The sequence below is a fragment of the uncultured Sunxiuqinia sp. genome, assembly GCF_947495665.1.
GTDB classification, from domain to species: Bacteria; Bacteroidota; Bacteroidia; order Bacteroidales; family Prolixibacteraceae; genus Sunxiuqinia; species Sunxiuqinia rutila.
Map to the genome: position 1 here is coordinate 46,830 of NZ_CANLZV010000006.1, position 19,637 is coordinate 66,466.

At 44.0% G+C, this 19,637-nt stretch carries 16 protein-coding genes; 5 read left to right on the plus strand and 11 right to left on the minus strand.

Annotated elements, in window-relative coordinates; genetic code table 11:
• Positions 1-23: 23 nt before the first annotated feature.
• The 6 genes from Q1A18_RS09195 to Q1A18_RS09220 all read right to left on the minus strand — a co-directional run bounded on the left by Q1A18_RS09195 (position 24) and on the right by Q1A18_RS09220 (position 9,272).
• Positions 24-2,033 (minus strand): OmpA family protein, encoded by a 2,010-nt coding sequence (locus Q1A18_RS09195; protein ID WP_299578769.1) that lies wholly within the window; start codon positions 2,031-2,033, stop codon positions 24-26.
• A 17-nt stretch (positions 2,034-2,050) separates the two neighbouring features.
• The gene (locus Q1A18_RS09200; protein ID WP_299578771.1) at positions 2,051-2,986 is read right to left on the minus strand and encodes a type IX secretion system membrane protein PorP/SprF; all 936 of its coding nucleotides are present in this window, start codon (positions 2,984-2,986) and stop codon (positions 2,051-2,053) included.
• Between the two features lie 268 nt (positions 2,987-3,254).
• Entirely contained in the window at positions 3,255-5,264 is a 2,010-nt protein-coding gene (locus tag Q1A18_RS09205; protein ID WP_299578773.1) for a gliding motility-associated C-terminal domain-containing protein, read from the minus strand.
• A 55-nt stretch (positions 5,265-5,319) separates the two neighbouring features.
• On the minus strand, positions 5,320-6,171 hold the full coding sequence (locus Q1A18_RS09210; RefSeq protein WP_299578776.1) for a hypothetical protein: 852 nt from the start codon (positions 6,169-6,171) through the stop codon (positions 5,320-5,322).
• Positions 6,172-6,221: 50 nt separating this feature from the next.
• Positions 6,222-8,324, minus strand: a complete 2,103-nt coding sequence (locus tag Q1A18_RS09215) for a hypothetical protein (RefSeq protein WP_299578778.1) — start codon at positions 8,322-8,324, stop codon at positions 6,222-6,224.
• Between the two features lie 192 nt (positions 8,325-8,516).
• The gene (locus Q1A18_RS09220; RefSeq protein WP_299578780.1) at positions 8,517-9,272 is read right to left on the minus strand and encodes a LytTR family DNA-binding domain-containing protein; all 756 of its coding nucleotides are present in this window, start codon (positions 9,270-9,272) and stop codon (positions 8,517-8,519) included.
• A gap of 160 nt (positions 9,273-9,432) precedes the next feature.
• Between Q1A18_RS09220 and tsaB the strand changes: the two genes are divergently transcribed.
• From tsaB to efp, 3 genes are all read left to right on the plus strand, one after another.
• Positions 9,433-10,146: a tRNA (adenosine(37)-N6)-threonylcarbamoyltransferase complex dimerization subunit type 1 TsaB gene (gene tsaB / locus Q1A18_RS09225; RefSeq protein WP_299578782.1), complete on the plus strand. Its 714-nt coding sequence runs from the start codon at positions 9,433-9,435 to the stop codon at positions 10,144-10,146.
• Positions 10,143-10,874 carry a DUF3108 domain-containing protein gene (locus tag Q1A18_RS09230; protein WP_299578784.1) on the plus strand — a complete coding sequence of 244 codons (732 nt, stop codon included), beginning with the start codon at positions 10,143-10,145 and terminating at the stop codon, positions 10,872-10,874. The genes tsaB and Q1A18_RS09230 overlap by 4 nt, the downstream gene beginning before the upstream one ends.
• A gap of 98 nt (positions 10,875-10,972) precedes the next feature.
• Positions 10,973-11,542 (plus strand): elongation factor P, encoded by a 570-nt coding sequence (efp, locus tag Q1A18_RS09235; protein ID WP_299578786.1) that lies wholly within the window; start codon positions 10,973-10,975, stop codon positions 11,540-11,542.
• Positions 11,543-11,584: 42 nt separating this feature from the next.
• On the opposite strand, the gene Q1A18_RS09240 is transcribed toward efp, so the two are convergent.
• The 5 genes from Q1A18_RS09240 to Q1A18_RS09260 all read right to left on the minus strand — a co-directional run bounded on the left by Q1A18_RS09240 (position 11,585) and on the right by Q1A18_RS09260 (position 17,195).
• The gene (locus Q1A18_RS09240) at positions 11,585-12,961 is read right to left on the minus strand and encodes an O-antigen ligase family protein (RefSeq protein WP_299578788.1); all 1,377 of its coding nucleotides are present in this window, start codon (positions 12,959-12,961) and stop codon (positions 11,585-11,587) included.
• A 78-nt stretch (positions 12,962-13,039) separates the two neighbouring features.
• Positions 13,040-13,993 (minus strand): Wzz/FepE/Etk N-terminal domain-containing protein, encoded by a 954-nt coding sequence (locus Q1A18_RS09245; protein ID WP_299578790.1) that lies wholly within the window; start codon positions 13,991-13,993, stop codon positions 13,040-13,042.
• Between the two features lie 181 nt (positions 13,994-14,174).
• Positions 14,175-15,467: a tyrosine--tRNA ligase gene (tyrS, locus tag Q1A18_RS09250; RefSeq protein ID WP_299578792.1), complete on the minus strand. Its 1,293-nt coding sequence runs from the start codon at positions 15,465-15,467 to the stop codon at positions 14,175-14,177.
• Between the two features lie 194 nt (positions 15,468-15,661).
• Positions 15,662-16,672, minus strand: a complete 1,011-nt coding sequence (locus Q1A18_RS09255) for a DUF3667 domain-containing protein (protein WP_299578794.1) — start codon at positions 16,670-16,672, stop codon at positions 15,662-15,664.
• The gene (locus Q1A18_RS09260; RefSeq protein ID WP_299578796.1) at positions 16,656-17,195 is read right to left on the minus strand and encodes a CvpA family protein; all 540 of its coding nucleotides are present in this window, start codon (positions 17,193-17,195) and stop codon (positions 16,656-16,658) included. The genes Q1A18_RS09255 and Q1A18_RS09260 overlap by 17 nt, the downstream gene beginning before the upstream one ends.
• A gap of 183 nt (positions 17,196-17,378) precedes the next feature.
• Here Q1A18_RS09260 and Q1A18_RS09265 point away from each other — a divergent pair, with 183 nt between their 5' ends.
• The gene (locus Q1A18_RS09265) at positions 17,379-18,896 is read left to right on the plus strand and encodes a GH3 auxin-responsive promoter family protein (protein WP_299578797.1); all 1,518 of its coding nucleotides are present in this window, start codon (positions 17,379-17,381) and stop codon (positions 18,894-18,896) included.
• 61 nt (positions 18,897-18,957) lie between these two features.
• Entirely contained in the window at positions 18,958-19,572 is a 615-nt protein-coding gene (locus tag Q1A18_RS09270; protein WP_299578800.1) for a deoxynucleoside kinase, read from the plus strand.
• The last annotated feature ends 65 nt before the right edge of the window (positions 19,573-19,637 follow it).

The window sequence follows — 19,637 nt, forward strand, 5'->3', positions numbered from 1 at the left end:
GCAACTTCTGAACCGACTACCTGCTAGAAGTGAGATATTGATCGCTTGGCACGCACACCCTGATACTCTCCTTTTTTAACCACTTTCACAATATTCCGGATATTGGCTGCATGATCTGCCTCCGGGCAATCCACGCCATCATCGCAATTATTCAGCAAACGGGTTTCGCCATAGCCTTTGTACACAATCCGCAAGGGATTGATGCCTTTCCACACAATATAATTGAAGATGGCTTTTGCCCTTCGTTTCGACAACAGCAGGTTTTCCTGATCGTCTCCACGCGAATCGGTGTGCGATTCAATCCGAATCTCAACATCCGGAAACTGAACCAGATAGTCAATGAGTCCGTCCATGGTGTGAGCAATTTCGGAGTTAATCACCCAGCTATCGTTATAAAACTGAACATCATCTTCGCTCAACACCTGCAATGGCTCTCCGTTTTCAGTTTCCATATAAAGTGGCTCGGGCTCTCCTTCTTCCAGCACTTCCCGCTCAAGCAAAAGTTGTACGGTCGTTTCCTCCCCTTCCCGCAATTTTAAGGTTCCAAGCTCCACCTTATTTTTGAAATAGTATTCTTTTTGCCCCTGAATGGTATAGCTCAGGCCTTTATTCACTTCAAACTGAAACATCCCGTCAGCCGAAGTCAGCTGGGTTGAAAGGGTGTCGGCAAACGGATTGACCAGACTGATTTTAGCACCAGCCAAAGGCTGGCCGGTAACCATATCGTTAACCACGCCCCGAATAAAGACCGGGACAGACGGAATGCGAACATAGTAAATGTCATCGTTGCCACGCCCGCCTTTTCGGTTCGAGGATAAGTACCCGGCAGTTCCGGTTTTATCCAGCACAAAGCTGAAATCATCTTTCGGACTATTCAGCGGATATCCCATGTTTTTCACCGAATGGAAAGTCTCATTTTCAGGTACCGCCACATACACATCCAGCCCTCCCAGGCCGCCATGCCCATCGGATGAAAAATAAAACAAGCCATCGTAGCTGACAAAGGGAGAAAGCTCATTGCCACTGGTGTTTATTGCCGGTCCAAGGTTCTCCGGCTCTGTCCAGTAACCTCCGCTAAATTCGGACCGATAAATATCTGTCCCGCCGTAACCTCCTGGCATATCTGATACAAAATACAGGACGCTCCCCGTGGTGTCGACCGCCGGGTGTCCGGTGGAATAATCATCACTGTTGAATACAAACTCTCCCCGGTATTCCCACTCTCCTTGTTCCTTACCACCAAACAAAATTTTCAGGTTTACCTCGCCATCCTTCCCCTTGCTAACATTGTGCCCTTTCCCTACGTTATTGCGTGTAATATACACCCGGTCGCGGTAAGGGTCAAACGCCACCGGCCCGTCATGATAGCTTGTCTCCAACTTGGGCGCAAATTTTTCAACATTAAGAATATCGCCATTGGGCCCCCGGTCGCCAATAAACAAATTGAGGTAAGGCAATTCGTTCCATTTATATTTTAAGCCAGGCACTCCGTTTACCGCCTTGGTCGATGAAAAAACAAGCTGATCGCGATAAAAGGCAACCCCCAATTCCGATCCGTCGGTGTTCAACGAAACCGGACGAATTTTATACCGGGTTGAATCACGATGCAATAAACGAATTTGCTCCAGCAACGAGGTTTGAGAGTCAATGCGCTCGTCACCTGGCTTTAGCTGTGCATACCTGGCCAGCAACTTTTCAGCCTCCTGGTAACGCCCATTACTCTTCAGCACCTGCGAGTAACTAAACACGTCTTCCGGCGATTCTTCTCCGCAATCAATCAGGAGTTTCAGCCATTTCTCAACCGATTCGGTATCCCCAATTTTTTGATTGGCCTTAGCCAGCTGCCGAATGACATAAGTATCTTCCGGGTTCTTTTCGTAGGCGAATTCGTATAAGCCAATCGCTTCAATAAAAGCAAAATCCGCATAGCTTTTATCAGCCAAACGAATCGTTATTTTTTGGGCAAGAGTAAACGAGCAAAGCAGCAAGAAAAAAAACGAAGTCAGGATAATTTTACGTGTTGCCGGTCTCATCAGGTTTTCAGGTTTAGTTAAAAATAACGTGGCGACCGGACTTTGTCCCGCCCGAAGTTAAAGTCATAGCTCACTAATATTTCATGCGTTCCGTTGTTGTAAACGCCGAAATCGGTTGCTGTGATATCATAAGAATAACCCACTTTCAAGCTCTTTGAAATTTGAACCTGCATCATGCCCCCCACGGCATCGCCCACCCGGTACATGGCACCAAGCCACAGACGCTCATAAAAAAGAAACTGGGCTGTCAAGTCTAAATCCAGCGGTATATTCGTACTGTACTTGACTAAGAAATAGGGTTTAAACTTGATGATCCGGTTCAAGTCAAAAACATAGCCGGCCATCAAAAACAAGTGAATATTTTCTTTACTCACATATTCGGACGACGAATTGTGCCGGTTAATTTTATTCTCAATAAGCTTTGGCACCGAGAGCCCGACCATGCTTCGCTCCGAATGGTAGTAGATGCCCAGCCCCACATTGGGCAGGAAATTGCGCGTAATATCACTGGCAAATACCGGATCATTCGGATCGACCGTTTCCAGATCGGACAGCTTGGCTTCAAAAAAGTTAACGCCTGCCTTTAATCCAAAAGACAGGTAACGCCCACGCGTAAAATCAATGCTGTACGAATAATCGGCATAAGCTCCGGTTTGATTAATAGGGCCCAGCTGGTCTTTCAACAAGGAAAATCCCAAGCCCATGTGCTGTCTGGAAATTGGAGCATGCATCACGAAAGATTGTGTCGCCGGAGCACCCTCAAAGGAAACCCACTGGTTACGCGACATAACCATAAGACTGAGCACATTGCCGGAGCCGGCATAGGCCGGATTTACGGAAAGGATATTGTTCATATACTGCGTATACATCGGATCTTGCTGCGCCCAACTTTCCGTTACCGGGAAAAGAACAACACTAAACACCCCCAATATCAGTGCAAACAATCGCTTCATTAAACTGTGTCCCTCATTGGCTTCATGCTAAAAACGCACTCAATTTCAGCGACAAACATACCACTTGAAAAGCCCTGCAAAAACAAGTAGTTAGCAAACCCGGAAAAAGGTATAGCGAAAAGGCTTGTGGAACTATCTACCATCAGGCAGCACGCACCACTACCCGCTTTGGGAAGTGTAGAAGTGCCCGGCAAGGGCTGATTCTTGGAGCTGCAGCAAGCGCCCCAAGCTGTTCGTTTCAATGTCATATCCAGAGGTTAATTATCCGTTAGCGGTCCAGGTAAACAAAGCCCGTGACTTTCTCTTTTCCCCGCCCCAAATCCAGGATGTAATAGTAGGTTCCGGTAGCAATCTGTCCGTCACCAAAACGGATTCCTTTGCTGGCTGTGCCATCCCAAAAGCCATCGCCACTTCGCCCATAGTTATTCGATTCATAAATCAAGCTTCCCCAACGATTCAGAATCCGGAGCTTAACACGTTCATAGCCATCAATCCCGATAATTTCGAAATAATCATTTATACCGTCGCCATTGGGCGAGAAGGCATTGGGGATAAACAGTGCCTCATCACTGATCCGCACCAAAACATTGGCTTCATCACAGTGATTGGAGTAGTCGCACACCGCATAAATAAATTCATCGGCCCCCACATAGTACGGGTTAGGCGTATAAGTAATGATGGAGTCAGAAGTGACATGAGCAACTCCCTGGCTCGGAGGCGACACAATAGTAATGGATTGCGGATCGAGTTGTCCCTTCGGAGCATCATTCCTAAGCACGTTGATATCAGCATAGGTATTGACCAACACGTCTGCCTGGTCATCCGCTGCCGTAACCTGAACAAGCAGGCCTACCACCACCGAATCCAAGGCCGAACAGCCAAAACGATCCGTTACCTGAAGGTAGTATTTCCCCAGTCCCAAAACTTGTGGCGTTGCAGTTTGTGCCCCGCTTACAAGCAAACCATCGCCCGATGACCACCAATTGAACGACAGGTCAGTACCTGCGCTTGAGGAAGCATCGAGCAAAATAACTTCGTTCGGTGAGTTGACAAACACCTGCCTGTCCAGTCCAATTTGGGGCGAAGGCAGCACTTCCACAAAAACATCATCAGTCGCTGTTTTCCCCCGACTGTCGGTAACCGTAACGGTATAACGCGCAGAGGCTTCCCCCCTTAAAAGAGGTGTCGGACTTGCCGGATCATCCAGCCCGGCCGTTGGCGACCAGCTATAGCTCAGTTTTCCAACGCCTGTACTTTTGCTGGCATCCAAACGAACAGTTCCACAACTTCCTGTCTCCAGCCGCTCAGTTTCAATGATGGCTACCGGCCGGTCTTCCTGGGGCAAAACAACAATTGTTCGGGTATAAACTTGCGATGAACAGCCCGCCTGGTTAGTGGCTTGCACACTTAATCGGTTCACGCCCGACAAGTTCCAGTTTATTGGTTCGGTGGTGTTGGTTTCCGAACTCAACTGAAGCAACCCTCCATTAGGCTTTGAAAGTGTCCAGGAATAAGTGTATGCAGAGGCCCCTTGTACCGAATACGCAGAGATCGTCCCAAACGCCACTTCATCCTCATTGGTGTTGAAGCTAATTTCTGGAGCAGACACCAGCGTAGTGGTTTGAATATCTTTTCCCTCACGGGCGGGAATGGTCAAATTTTGTTTGTCGGTTACTTCAATTAGCTGAATAGAAACAACCGTATTCTGTGTTGGATCAGCCTCAAAGGCCGTTTCCGGAATATGCAGTTGTTGATTCAGGTAGCTAACGGTTTGCGTTGGTTGTGGCACATCGTTGACCGTAAAGGAAACCCTTACCGGAAAACGATCAGCCGTCCAAAAGCTGCCCTGATCATCTAAAAACTGAAGCTCAACCGAAAAATCGTTGTTCCCTTCCTGGTAACATTGGGTGGTCGAAGCATTGGTAACTGCCAGGCCTAAATCTCCAGTTGGAACGACTTCGATAGGAAGTGATCGTCCTGTGGAACATCCCAACGGGTTCGTTTCCAATAGGACAATAAAATAAGAACTGGCTTTATGGAATACCAATTTGGTGTGACTTTCTTCTGCTGAAGCAATAAAGTCATAGGAATCCTGATTTGCGGGGATCAACGCATTCTCATCTAAGAACACGCCCCACAAATATTCATTTTCATCCACAGCTTCAACTTCGAAAGAAATTTCCTGTCCAATAAAATAAGAAGTCTGCGCTTGTAATTTAATTACCCCAGTAATTAAAATGAAAAGAGAAATCAATCCTATGGCAATTTCCTTTTTCATTGAAAATATACCACCTCAAGAGTTTTGAGGTGGTATAATTTTCTATTCAAGTTCTTTAATCGACTGTAATCGCACTTGTGTTTGGATAAGTATTTCTGGTGTAGTTAATCGCATTTCCTTTACTATCTGTTTCTGTAATTTTACCAGCTCCAACTTCTAAATTAGTTCCTACAAATTGAACAAGAAGATCATCAGAGCTAGATGTTCCTGGATTATCGGCTACAGTTACTGCAATCGTGAATTTATTTAATCCATCAACCGAAATAGTACCTGATCCTGTTGTAGAAATACCGCTCACCTCTGTTGGAGTACCAACTACCACAACAGTTGCAGTCTTAGTTACATCAGCCGCATCTTTCACTGTCAATATGTAGTCAAAAGCCCAACCATCCTGAGGATTAAATAGAGAGCCTTCGTTTTCCAATGAAACAGTAAAATACACAACATTGTCAAGCGGGGTGATTGCTTCAGACATATTAAAAATTCGTCCTGCCCCTTCCATGCAAGTCTCTAAATCGATGACGTTTTCACTTGCATCCTCATTAACCACAACTAAATCATATGAAGCAGCATTAATTGCAACACTAGTATACCGACTAGTAGAACAGTTACCAATTGTTTCTGTCACTCCTACATAGTAAGTGGTAGGAGCAATATTCGTCCATGTAATTGTAACTTCGTGAGTTCCTTCGCCCGAAATGATGTAGTTTGCATTAGAATTAGAGCCAACTGCTGTTTTTAAAGTCGCGTCGGTGTAAACTTCCCATGCATAGCTAGCAGCAGCACCGTGGTCGTCAACTCGAAAAGTATGAACTTCTCCAGGATAGTGAGTAGCATCTTGTGCCAGCACATTGGCGCTCATGCCCAGAAAAATTAGTACGCTAAATAAAGTAAAGAACTTTTTCATCTGTAAAAATTAAGGTTATTATTTTTATTATCTATCTATCACATTATTGATTAATCCGTTGTTATATCGGAGGTATTTGGAACTCCCCAAAGAATCACATCTTCCGAATCGTTTGAAACATTACTGTCCGAAACTTCAAAAGCATCAGTTGCCTTCACGGTAAGGCCAATTTGCAGATCACTCCCCGTGACGCTACTGATAACATATTCTAGCCTAACCGTATTTGAATTTTGATTTTTGCTGACCAGCGTATAAGGAGGAGCTGCCGGGCTTCCTACCGGGCATCCACTATCGTGGTTAAGACTTGTGTTCGAATATGAAATACCTGAGACGGTTCCTGTACAAATGGGAGTTCCGTCGAGCGTAATGTTGTAATTGAACAGGAAAGGTTCGGTAACGATTTCAGGAAAGCTAATCTCCCACGTTATTGTACTTGGAGTTCCCGTCTCTCCTGCCTGACAATCAGACCCTGCAGGCAACAGCTCTACATCAAAATCGTGGGGGTAAATTCTAATGGGTAAAGTCTCCTGTTTGCCACATAAGGTTCCGTCTCTCCATTTCTCCACTGCAATAAAGTACTCGTTTTCGACACGCAAGTCTTCCAAAAAGGTGATGGCAACTGAGGTGCCATTCGATTCTTCTGTTTGATTAATGATGTAATAAGCCGGATCAACCTCGTCTCCAAGGTTCTCACCGTTCCTTTCGAATAATTTCCATTGGTAAGAATACCCCACTTCAGGAATTTTTGAATCAACAGCATAGGTGTGAGTGGACGTTTGCATGGGGTATACTCCTGAACCAACATCAGTTGAGGTTGAGCCATTGTCGTAGCTGATTTCGCTCAATTCAAAAGTCACATCAATGATTTGGGTGCAAGCCACCGAATTCCCACACTCATCGGCAAAAGTCCAAGTGATTGTGGTACGCCCTAACGGAAAGTTGGTCTCCGGGATATCTCCTGATCCGGTTATCTCATTTTCTGGATTATTGAAAAGGAAAAAACTATAAACAGGTTCAATATCTCCAAATTTACAATTATCGGTATCGGCATTAATTACCGGTTTATCAACCGGAATTGTAACAGAACAATCATCGTTGGTTGGGCTGAAACTTAAATCAACACAGGCAATGACAGGATCAATATCATCTCGAATCGTGAACTCCTGCTCGCAAGTCACCATATTCTTCGATTCATCCATGATAGTATACGTTCGGATTACTCTACAGCCACTGGCAGTTGCCGTAACATCCTCGTACGAGATGGTCAAATTACAATTATCCGATACTGCTCCTCCAATACTTTCAAAATCAGCAATGTTATTTATCTGTGGTAGATTCTCTATACAGTCAAATGTAGCTGGAGGAGGACAATTGACTGATGGGGAAGTATGATCATTAGTTACTGAGATTTCATTGGTTTGATACCATTGCGTGCCCAATTTGTAAATAGCATGGTAAATTCCCACTGAATAAACGTCTTTGGTTAGTGCTCCGGCACTTTCAACTTTGACTCCATCCTGATACCAAAAAATATTGCTCGCTTCCGGCTCCTGGATGCTCAAAGTCACGTTGCCAGAAGGACAAAGTTGCCCGTCCTCAGGAAAGGAAACCAAGTTATTGGTTGGTTCCACCTTATCGGAAACAATCTGTTCAAAAATGGGGTTGTCGGACTCGCCTTCTAAAAAATCATCCAGCGTTCCGTGTCCGCAATTATTGATTGTTCCTTGTTCATAGTCAACATCAGGACAAGCAATATCGGTATTATCAAAGTCGGCAGAAACATCTCCAAAAATATACACATGCGAAGCATCTGAAACCACTGCCTCAGCATGCTTTTCAGCCCCGGTATGGGTTAATGATCCCAGAATAAACAAGTAACTGTCAATATCCAGCGTAATCTTATTGGCGGTGATTAGATTCTCCTGAATAATAACAACACCGCCTTGGTTGATCGTTAGTACGACCTTATTGGCTAAGGTTAAATCGCCCTGAACCCAAAGTGTATCGTTGACAATTAAATTTTGAGAAATTGTTGTGGAGGAAGGGTAAACTGTTGGAGAATTGATATAAATCTGCCCGAAACTTTGGCGAGACAGCAACAGACAAAAAAAAAGTATACAAAATAGCAAGCACCGTTCTATTGAAAACTTCATCAACTCCCAGATTTGATCATGTTCCAATTCTTCGGATTCATCCGGAAGATGATCCTACAAATTGCTAATCCACTCGTTTTAGCGTCGATAAAGATAGATGGAAAGAGAACAGATAAATATCGGAATTAGCAAACGGGGAAGCCGAACTAGCAAACAGGAATAATGGCAGAACCAATGACAACAAGCGCCTCTTTAAAGCCGGTTGTGAAGCAGTTTATCAAGCAATTCTTCTTTGTATTTTGGGGAAACACGAAGCTGTGATTTGTCCGACAATTCAACCAGACCGCCATCCGTTTTCAGGTAGCGCTCAACGTATTTCAGATTGACGAGGTGGGAACGATGGATACGGCAAAAACCATGCGGCACCAACAATTGATCGAATTCAAGCAAGGTTCTGGAGATAAGCACTGAAGTGCCATTTTGGTAATACACCCGGGTATAGTTGCGTTCGCCCTCGCAACGTAAAATATGAGTCACCTTAATGATCGCAAAGCCATTCATCTCCGGCAAGGCAATTGTTACGTGCGAACTCTCGCCCTTATTGTCAATATTTTTCTTCAGCGCTTCAACCCGGTGTTTCTCATTCAACACCGGAATCTCGCTGATGCGCTGGATGGTTGCTTTGACATTTTCAACCAAAACCGGTTTTAGGATGTAATCGAAAGCCGAGTATTTAAAGGCCGTAATGGCATAATCGCTATAGGAAGTGGTGAATACCAGCTTGAAGTTAACTTCTGGCAATTTTTCAATCAGGTCGAAACCCGTACCATCAGGCATTTCAATATCCAGAAACACCAGGTCCGGAGCTTCTTTCAAAATTAGCTCAACTCCGCTCTCGACAGAGTCAGCTTCACCAACCACATCAATTTCAGGAAATTGTTGATCCAGAATTCGTAATAATACCCTGCGGGCTAATTGATCATCATCAATAATTGCAGCTCTATACATTGTACCTGATTAAAAATCATTTAAAACTAATAAAAAATACAAACTATTCAGATTTTTCAGATCATTTGTTTTTAACAAAAAAGCTTTATTCAATTTTCCAAATCATTTTAGGGGCTTATGCTGTTAATATCTTAATTTTGCGGTTTAAAGGAAGAAAACAATGACATTAATATTAAATCTCGAATCATCAACCCAGGTATGTAGTGTGTCTCTGTCAAAGAATGGTCAACTGGTGGATTATATTGAAAGTAATGAAGGCCAAAATCATGCGCGCTTATTAAGTGTATTTGCCGATCAGTTAATCCAGCGCAATAAACTTGATTTCAATCAACTACAAGCAGTCGCCATCAGCAAAGGCCCCGGCTCGTACACCGGACTTCGTATTGGTGTTTCATTGGCCAAAGGCATTTGTTATGCCAATCAAATTCCGTTGATTGCCATCAGTCCCTTGCAAGCCATGAGCGATCATGTCAGCTCTAATCTTGAAAAATATGCCATTCAGCCTCATGCACAACTTCGGTTATGCCCCATGATCGATGCCCGACGCATGGAAGTGTACACCGCCATGTATGATTTGCAGAATCAAGAGCTGGAATCAGTTTCTGCCAAGATTGTGGATGCAGACACTTTTGCCAGCCAACTGAACCAGCACCCGATCGCATTTTTTGGCAATGGAGCTTCTAAATGCCAACCAGTCATTGACCATCCTAATGCCATCTTTATCAATAACCTTGAAACTTCGGCACAGTTTATGTGTTCTCTGGCTCAGAAAGCGTTTGATAACAATCATTTTGAGGATGTGGCCTATTTTGAGCCTTTCTACCTGAAAGATTTCATTGCGGGCATTCCCAAGAAAAATATGCTGAAACCATGAAAATACAACTAATCATTTCCTTTTTACTGGCGGCCATTCTTGTCAATGCCCAGCCCCATGAAGAACTGAAGTACCACATGAAATACGGCTTCTTCAAGGGAGGCGAAGCAATTTTGAGTGTCGAAGACACCACCTACGAAGGCAAAGAAGCCATTCATCTTCTTCTGGACGGCAACACCGTTGGGGTAACCAATATGCTGTTTGGCGTTCATGACATATATGAAAGTATTGTCGATCCTAAAACTTACCTGCCTTATAAGGCTATTCGAAACATTAAAGAAGGCAACTATCGCTGGTACAACGAAGCCTTCTTCTTCAACGACCGGGACTCCATCTACTCACAACGGTCCGGGCCGCGAAAAGTACCCCACAATACGGTTGACTTTGTCACTGCATTTTTTTACATGCGTCATACCAATTACCTCGATCAGTTTGATGGAGGAGAAGAATTTTCCATCCCGGTTTTTCATGCCGATGAGCATTTTGTAATGAAGGTGAAATACCTGGGAAAAACCAAAATAAAATCCAAACTCGGCACCAAAGAATGTCATATCATTCAGCCCCGCATTGACAAGGGGAAAGTGTTGAACAGCAACAGCGGCCTTAAGTTTTACATTACCAACGATGAGCACCGCATTCCACTCTTGCTTGAGTTCGATCTGAGAGTGGGTGCCCTAAAATGTGAACTCCATTCCTACAAAAAAAATGGCATCGAACAAGTGGACTAAGTTCAACAAATGAATTGATTAGCGGTAGAAAAGGAAAATATTAAGCAGAAAATAACTATTTTTGCAGCAAAATTTGCAATTCATTATAATTCAAAGATATGGCTAGTACATCAGATTTTAGAAACGGACTGACAATTGAATACAACGGACAGATTTTTACCATTGTACAATTTCAACATGTTAAGCCCGGTAAAGGTGCCGCTTTTGTGCGTACCAAATTGAAAAATGTTAAAACCGGGAAAGTGCTTGAAAACACCTTTAATGCCGGAGTAAAAGTAGATGTGGTTCGGGTTGAAAGAAGACCGTATCAATACCTGTATAAAGATGACATGGGGTGCAACTTCATGCACACCGAAACATTTGAGCAAATTTCACTGAATCCGGACATGATTGAAAACGCCGATTTGATGAAAGAAGGCCAAATGATTGAGGTAAACTTCCAGGCTGAAAATGAAACCCCACTGACTGCTGAGCTGCCTCCTTTTGTTGAATTGGAAGTTACTCAAACCATTCCTGGCGAAAAAGGAAACACAGCCAGTTCAACAGCGCTAAAACCAGCGACTCTTGAAACAGGTGCTGAACTGATGGTTCCTTTATTCATCAATGAAAACGACATCATTAAAGTCGATACCCGCGAACGCTGCTACAGCGAACGTGTAAAGAAATAAAACCTTCAGCAATGATTGAAAAGCCCGGGAAACCGGGCTTTTTTATTTTCCAGTCAATTCAGCTTGCTGTTCTTTGGTTTTCCCGTCTAGCACAACCAAAATAGCAACAAAAGCCCAAAAGGGCACAGCCACCTTGTCGGTATCCAAAAAGTTGTTTAAGGTACCATGAACCAGGTAAGTGACCAACCCCAGCAATGTGCATAAAGTAAGCATCCGTGTTTCCTTGTCTGATGCCCGGGAATAAGCATGAATTCCGGTGTAAAGCACCACTGTAATCAACACCAACAGACTGATCAGCCCGATGAAACCCGATTCAGCTAAAATCCCCAGGTACTCGCTGTGCGCATTTCCGCGATTGGCCGAGTTGGTGCTTATAATTGTCCGGTGCCTGGTTAACTGAAAGGGGGCATATTGAAACATGTAAGTTCCGGGTCCCCAACCCGACACCGGCCTTTCTTCAAACATACGCATCGCGCAACTCCACCGATTGATCCGCTCCAGATTGGAGGCATCGCTGGACACATTGGTCATCGACGAAACATGCGCCATTAAGTTAGCCGAAGACTCCTGATCATTGCGTTCCAGCATGCTGAGCAGCTGAGTCTGAAAAGTCAGTATCAGCGCAAGGGTAGTTAAGCCGGTAATCAACAACGGACGAAAGCGAATGCGCAGCTTCAGAATAGCCCAAACAACTGCTGCAGCCCCCAAGCTCAACCACGCAGCCCGGCTGTAGGACAACAGCAAAGCTGCCGAAAATAAAAGTAAAGCCAAAGCAGCCATCTTGCGAAACCCTTTCCGGTAGCCCTTAAATAAGGTAACGCCAAGCAAAAAAGGAATGAAAAAGGCCAACATGGCACCATACGAGGTGTGATCTTTGTAAAAAGGGTTCATAACAAAATGGGCCGCTTGAACATTGTGAAAACCCAAGGCAAAATGCCGGGACCACGCATAGTAAATGACCAACACAAAAGCACTGCAATAAAGCCCTGCAAAACGATAAATGTTCGTTTTTTTCTGAAAGAGCAAAAAGCCCAAAAAGTAAAACGCGATCAAAAACCAAAGCTTCGACAACCAGTATTTTAAGGAAACCACCGGCATGCTACTGCTTAACGAGGTCAGCAGCATCCAGCCCAGATAAAAATACAGAGCCAGTGAAACCGGATGCCTGAGGATACGCTTATCAAAGGTTTGCTGCCTGGCAACCTGAAAGATAAACAAGATCAACACACCAAACAGCAAAGGCTCGGTGGGCAAATACATATCAAAAGGCAGGCCTTCAACCAAATCGTGCAACGGTAATGACAAAGGTGTTAAGAAAGCCACCAGCAGCAATAAGTTATCCATCCGCATAAAGGCTGTGAGCACAAAGGCCAAAGCAAAAGGTAATACATTAATCAACAGGCTTTGCTGATTAACCACAAAGTAGAAGTTGAGTGCTAAAAACAAAACAACAACCCCGTAAAAAAAGACAAGACGAAATGATTTTGGAGACAACATCTAGCGGCTGGACAATTGAATTCCTTCAACACAAAAAATCGTAAGTAAGGCCAGTGCCTCAACCGCAAGCAGGCTAAACAACACGATTAACCAACGGATGGGGTAAGCTTTTTTATCAGCAGGAAATGGCTTTTCAATAACCATCGTGTAGGTTGAATTCTTTTCCGCCTCAATCAAGGCATTATCGTAGCGATTAGCCAGCGTATCGCGCTGAGCTTCCAGGCCTGCGAGTTCTTTTTGAAGCAGGAAAAAGGCCCCCCCCCGTTCTTCCAGGTTCGCTTTTAACTCTTTAATATCAGCCACCGAACGACTGCTGGCTCCCTCAGCCAGGGCCAGCAAATACCCTTGCGTTACCTGAGCGGCCTGAATCTCATAATCCAGCAAACCATATTCTTTTCTCAACGGCTCCATTTTTTCTGAAACCTCCTCAATCGCAATTCTTTTACGCTTCAGTTGTTTTAAAATGGTAGCCGCATTTTCGCGCGCCTTTTCCTGGTGAAGGGTCAAAATCTTGCGGTTGTAAAAATGGATTAGCGAATCGACCATGGCGCTGGCCACCACCGGTTCGGCATCAAGTGCCTTAATTTCAATCGACTCATACTCGGTCTTTTTACAACTTATTCGGTCATTGTACTCTTCCATGATTTTCGTCCGGTAAAAACGCTCAGCGGTTGAAATATCAAAGCGGGAAGTCAAATCAAACGCATCAATAAGCTGCCATTTCAAATCCGAAGAATTAAGCATCTCCAACATTTGCTCACTCTCAGACTCCTCTGAAAACGTGTTGGTATTGGTGGGATAAACCCGCGCCTGCGATTGAAACAGGGGTTGAATAAACAAAGGGGAAGAAAAGACAGCGGCTGCCAAAATAGTTACCACTCCAACAATAAGCAGGTGCAGTTTCCATTTCCAGACAATAGCCAACAGATTCTGGTTATCAAAAAAACTTCTCATAAACATTTAGGTGTTTGATCTTTCTTTAAACGAATATACCCTTTGTTTTGTATAAATCGGGCACAAAAAAGTCCAAAATAAAAGGGTGTCTAAAAATCGTTTCCTTTGCTTTCAACAACTTAGTAGGTTCTACTAAATGAAACTGTTGAAAACGAAGCCGACTTGTTAGACACCCTTCTGCTTATTCAGCAATCAGCAAATAATAATTTTTCTTTCCTTTCTGAACCAGAATATACTTATCACCAATCAGGTAATCTTCGTTGACAGACAACTCCTGATCCGTAATTTTATCCTTGTTAATGCTGAGTCCGTTTCCTTTAATGGTGCGTCTCAATTCTCCTTTTGAAGGGAAAACAGCTGCTGTATCGGCCAGCAAGTCCACCACGTTGATTCCCGCGGCAAGTTCTGCTTTAGAAACCACAAACTGAGGCACACCTTCAAAAACAGCCAGGAAGGTTTGCTCATCCAGTTTTTTCAGGTTTTCTGCTGTTCCGCGTCCAAACAAAATCTGAGAAGCCTCTACAGCCATCTCATAATCTTCGCGCGAGTGAACCATAACCGTAATCTCCTCGGCCAGTTTCTTTTGCAGCTCACGCTCATGTGGTGCTTGTTTGTGGCGAGCAACCAAATCAGCCACCTCATCACGGGTTAACAGCGTAAAAATCTTGATGTATCTTTCCGCATCCTCATCCGAAGTATTCAGCCAGAACTGGAAAAACTTATACGGAGAAGTCAGCTTGGCATCCAGCCACACATTGCCGCTTTCCGTTTTCCCAAATTTGGTTCCATCGGCTTTGGTAATCAAAGGACAGGTCAAGGCAAAAGCTTCTCCACTTTCTTTGCGGCGAATCAACTCAGTACCGGTAGTAATATTTCCCCACTGGTCTGATCCTCCCATCTGCAGTTTGCAATTTTTCGAACGATACAGGTGTAAAAAGTCCGTTCCTTGCACCAATTGGTAAGAAAACTCGGTAAAAGACATTCCCACTTTAGCATCTTCTCCCAACCGTTTCTTCACACTGTCTTTCGACATCATGTAATTCACCGTCAAATGCTTGCCAATATCACGAATGAACTCCAGAAAGCTGTATTCTTTCATCCAGTCGTAGTTATTCACCAATTCAGCCGAATTGGGTTCGCCTGAATCAAAATCCAGGAAGCGGTTCAACTGGGCTTTAATACAATTCTGGTTATGACGAAGGGTTTCTTCGTCCAGCAAATTACGCTCCTGCGACTTGCCCGAAGGGTCTCCAATCATTCCTGTTGCACCACCAATTAATGCAATTGGTTTGTGCCCGGCTAACTGAAGGTGCTTCAACATCATCACACCAACTAAGTGCCCGATATGCAATGAATCTGCCGTCGGATCAATTCCGACATAGGCCGTGGTCAGTTCTTTTTTTAGTTGCTCCTCAGTTCCAGGCATGATATCGTGAATCATGCCACGCCAGTTTAATTCTTCAACAAAGTTCATCTATAACTATTTGAATTAATGTTCTGTACTTTTTTCAATTGACCAGCTTCTACTTTTTAGCAAACAATAAAAATTGAAAGGAGTAAAAAGTGATTCGGTCTGTGAAATTTGGCAAAGATATAAAAATGAACCGTTAAGGGCTGAAGGTTCTGTTTAATATTTTAAGCTCCGATCCGGTCAGGCACATCCTTAACCTAGCCCAAGGCATTGATGAAAACCGAGACCAACACAACAAGTAGGATGGCGTGGTAAGCAAATCCGAGAAGCAGAAATTTGGCCAGCGTTTTCAGGTAAGTCTGCCCGTAAAATTTTTTCAATGACCAATAACTATAAACCGGAATCAGCAGCAACAGCCACATAAAAAAACCAGAAACCGAATCAGGAAGTAGCAGGTAAGCAACTACGACCAAGCTGAGCAGAAAGAAAATAAACGCATGCAGATGCACGGAAAAAATTAAATGACGGACGTAAAAAACGTGGTGCCGCACATAAATTAAGCTAAGCAGTAAGGCAAAGACCGGCAGCAAAACAAAAAAGGCATAAGATAAGTATTGCAAAAACTTAGCAACCCGTTGATCCGGAGACCGAAGCATGGCCGCAACATCTGCCAACTCCTTTTTTTCAGCCAAATCGTCGGTGCGATCAGCTTCTAGTTCCAGCTGACTGGCTAAGCGGTTCAACCCTTGTTTTACATTGGGAGCCTTCAGCAAATCATCATAATTCAAGGCCACGGAAGACTCGTCTCCCATGCTCTGCTGCAACTCAATTTGAACTGAATCGAGCTTCGCATCAACCACCGAATCGGAAGCCGACGCTGCCTCCCACTCCTTCGCGATGGAGTATTCCAATGCGGTATTTAATCCCCTGTTGGTCATTACCTGCAGAAGCAGGAACAAAATAAAACTCATGAAAATATAAACACGGAAAGGAGGAGCATACCGTGCCCGGCGTCCTTTAAAAAATTCCTGCGTCAGAAAAGCAGGTTTGAAAATCAAATCGCGAAAAGTGCGAAGAAAACGGGAATCAAAAGCCAGTAAGTTGCCCAGAAAATCGTAAAAAACAAAACCTACCGGGCGGTCAAACTCGGAGGTGGACTGCCCGCAATTCGGACAGTAAAACCCTTTAAACACATGCGAACAATTTGGGCAAGCATGTTCTTCCAGCTCGTCAAACGAAGGTTTTTTGCGATTAAACCATTTTTTCATGCTCCTTTTGTTTTTGCGGTTCGAACAACCCCTCGTCCACATCGCCCAGGTTCAGAAAAGGAAACAGGGTAGGCAACAAATTTTTCACCGGCTCATACATCTGTGATTCCTCTTTCACATCCTTAGGAAGAATTTTTACGTTTTCATCCACTTCATCAAAAATCAGCAAAAGCACACTCAGAATTAAGGCCGACTTAATTACGCCAAAAAGAATTCCGGCCAACCGGTTTATAAAACCCAGGGCAACAGCCGAAATAATGGTTTCAATAGCTTTACCCACCAAGTGAACCAGAATAACAATGACCAAAAAAGTGACCAAAAAAGAAACCAGCCCGAGGTGATCTGATTGGTAACTGAACGTTTCAACAATGTAGTCTGCCGTGAAATGCGAAAAGTGGATAGCTCCCCAAACGCCCAATACTAAGGCAGCCAACGACGCCACTTCGGCCACAAAACCTTTATAGAAACCACGAAATGCTGCAAGTATCAACAAAACAGCAAGAACAATATCAATGTAATTCACGCCGAGCGATTTAAGTAAGGAAACAAAATGTTGCTTTTCTTTTTCAGAAAAGATTTGAAGTAAAAATAGAAAAATATTTTTGCTGATCAGGCAATAGGTAGTCTCAAACAAAAAAGATAAATTTGATTCCTACAGAAAAAGCAACCTGTAAGCGTGAGTATTTAACACCATAAAAAAACACGAATGCCATTTATCAATTCCGTCATCAACTGGATCAACTTTAAGCGCATCTATCAAATAGATCTTTTTAAAAAGCACCCCTTTGATGTTCAGTTGGAAGTATTTTTCAACTTGCTTGAAGAAGCACGCGACACCGAATTCGGGAAACAATATGATTTTAAAAGTATCCGTTCCGAACAAGAATTCAAGGAGCGGGTTCCCATTCGTTATTACGAAGATTTTGCCCCTTACATTGAACGGCTGCGGCAAGGAGAGAAAAACCTGCTGTGGCCCGGCGAAATCAAATGGTTTGCCAAGTCTTCAGGAACCACCAATGATAAAAGCAAGTTTATTCCTGTAAGCAAACAATCGCTTGAAGATGTTCACTACCGGGGAGCCAAGGATGTTTTTGCCCTTTACCTGAAAAACAATCCCGACTCGGGGGTTTTGTTCGGCAAAACACTCACCCTGGGCGGAAGCCAGCAGGTGAATAATTTCAGCAATAAATCCTACTATGGCGACCTTTCAGCCATCTTAATTGAAAACACGCCTTTCTGGGCCGAATTTATCCGTACCCCTTCCGTACAGGTCGCTTTACTGGAAGAGTTTGAGGAGAAAATCGCCCGGATCATTGACGAAGCGCTGGATGAAAACGTCACTTCGCTGGCTGGCGTTCCATCCTGGTTTTTGGTTTTGCTCAACCGCATTCTCCAACACACCGGCAAAAGCAGCATCCTGGATATTTGGCCGAACCTGGAAGTCTTTATTCATGGCGGTATCAACTTTGATCCTTACCGCGAACAATACCAAAAGATTATTCCGTCGTCGGCCATGAATTACATGGAAACCTACAACGCTTCGGAAGGCTTTTTTGCCATTCAGGATGACCCGGACAGCAGCGACATGCTGCTGATGCTCGACTATGGCGTTTATTATGAGTTTATTCCGATGGAGAATCTGCACGATGAAAACCCGAAGACTCTGAGTCTTGCAGAAGTCGAGCTGGATAAAAACTATGCTCTGGTTATCAGTACCAACGGCGGCTTGTGGCGCTACATTATTGGAGACACCATTCAATTCACCTCCAAAAAACCATTCAAAATTAAAATTACCGGACGCACTAAACATTTCATCAATGCGTTTGGTGAAGAAATGATTGTTGACAATGCTGAGCAAGCCCTGAAAATTGCGACCGAACGCACCCGATCAATTGTGAAGGAGTACACGGCCGGACCAGTTTTCATGAAAGACGATCAAAAAGGAGCCCACGAGTGGATCATCGAGTTTGAGCAAAAACCGGAGGATTTGGATTATTTCATGGAAGTACTCGACGATTCGCTGAAAACACTCAATTCAGATTATGAAGCCAAGCGGCATAAAAACCTGACCCTGGAGAAACCTCATTTACTGGTAGCGAAACCAAATTTATTCTACGAGTGGATGAAGCAGCGCGGAAAGGTAGGTGGTCAGAACAAAATTCCAAGGTTGGCCAACAACCGGCAATATTTGGATGAACTGAGAGAGCTGCAGGAAAAAATCTAGCACAGGCTATTAATTCAGACAGCAAGACTAAATTTGTAAATCATAATTTAAAAACTATATCATGCACATCGCACTTGCAGGTAACATTGGAGCCGGAAAAACAACCCTGGCCGGCTTACTGGCTAAACACTATGGTTGGAAACCTCATTATGAGGATGTGGATGAAAATCCGTATCTGAACGACTTCTACGAAGACATGCAACGTTGGTCTTTCAACTTGCAAATATACTTCTTAAACAGTCGGTTTTCACAAGTAATGGGCATTCAGAAATCAGGAGAAACCGTCGTGCAGGACCGGACCATTTACGAGGATGCCGAAATTTTTGCACCAAACCTCCATGCTATGGGCTTAATGTCCACCCGCGACTTTAACAACTACTCCACCTTGTTTCAACTGATGAGCCAATTGGTAAAAGCACCCGATTTGCTGATTTACCTTCGGGCTACGGTGCCCACCTTGGTCAATCAGATTCAACAACGGGGACGTGACTATGAAAACTCCATCCGCCTGGATTACCTGAAACAACTGAATCAGCGTTACGAGGCCTGGATTAACCGTTACAAAGCAGGAAAACTGTTGATCATTAATGTGGATAACATTAACATCACCAACAACCCGGAAGATCTGAGCAGCGTGATTGATAAAATTGATGCCCAGATACACGGCTTGTTTTAATAGCGCCGGAATATGAAAGGCCACGGCTGCTCGTCTGGATGACAGCAACCGTGGCCTTTTTCTAT

Bases quoted from the DNA above. Each gene is read 5' to 3' on its own strand.
- Q1A18_RS09245 (WP_299578790.1), bottom strand. From the start codon at position 13,993: ATGAGAAGTTTTTTTGATAACCAGAATCTGTTGGCTATTGTCTGGAAA.
- Q1A18_RS09255 (WP_299578794.1), bottom strand. From the start codon at position 16,672: ATGAAAAAATGGTTTAATCGCAAAAAACCTTCGTTTGACGAGCTGGAA.
- efp (WP_299578786.1), top strand. From the start codon at position 10,973: ATGGCTAGTACATCAGATTTTAGAAACGGACTGACAATTGAATACAAC.
- Q1A18_RS09215 (WP_299578778.1), bottom strand. From the start codon at position 8,324: ATGAAGTTTTCAATAGAACGGTGCTTGCTATTTTGTATACTTTTTTTT.
- Q1A18_RS09220 (WP_299578780.1), bottom strand. From the start codon at position 9,272: ATGTATAGAGCTGCAATTATTGATGATGATCAATTAGCCCGCAGGGTA.
- Q1A18_RS09205 (WP_299578773.1), bottom strand. From the start codon at position 5,264: ATGAAAAAGGAAATTGCCATAGGATTGATTTCTCTTTTCATTTTAATT.
- Q1A18_RS09230 (WP_299578784.1), top strand. From the start codon at position 10,143: ATGAAAATACAACTAATCATTTCCTTTTTACTGGCGGCCATTCTTGTC.
- Q1A18_RS09210 (WP_299578776.1), bottom strand. From the start codon at position 6,171: ATGAAAAAGTTCTTTACTTTATTTAGCGTACTAATTTTTCTGGGCATG.
- Q1A18_RS09265 (WP_299578797.1), top strand. From the start codon at position 17,379: ATGCCATTTATCAATTCCGTCATCAACTGGATCAACTTTAAGCGCATC.
- tsaB (WP_299578782.1), top strand. From the start codon at position 9,433: ATGACATTAATATTAAATCTCGAATCATCAACCCAGGTATGTAGTGTG.
- Q1A18_RS09195 (WP_299578769.1), bottom strand. From the start codon at position 2,033: ATGAGACCGGCAACACGTAAAATTATCCTGACTTCGTTTTTTTTCTTG.
- Q1A18_RS09270 (WP_299578800.1), top strand. From the start codon at position 18,958: ATGCACATCGCACTTGCAGGTAACATTGGAGCCGGAAAAACAACCCTG.
- tyrS (WP_299578792.1), bottom strand. From the start codon at position 15,467: ATGAACTTTGTTGAAGAATTAAACTGGCGTGGCATGATTCACGATATC.
- Q1A18_RS09200 (WP_299578771.1), bottom strand. From the start codon at position 2,986: ATGAAGCGATTGTTTGCACTGATATTGGGGGTGTTTAGTGTTGTTCTT.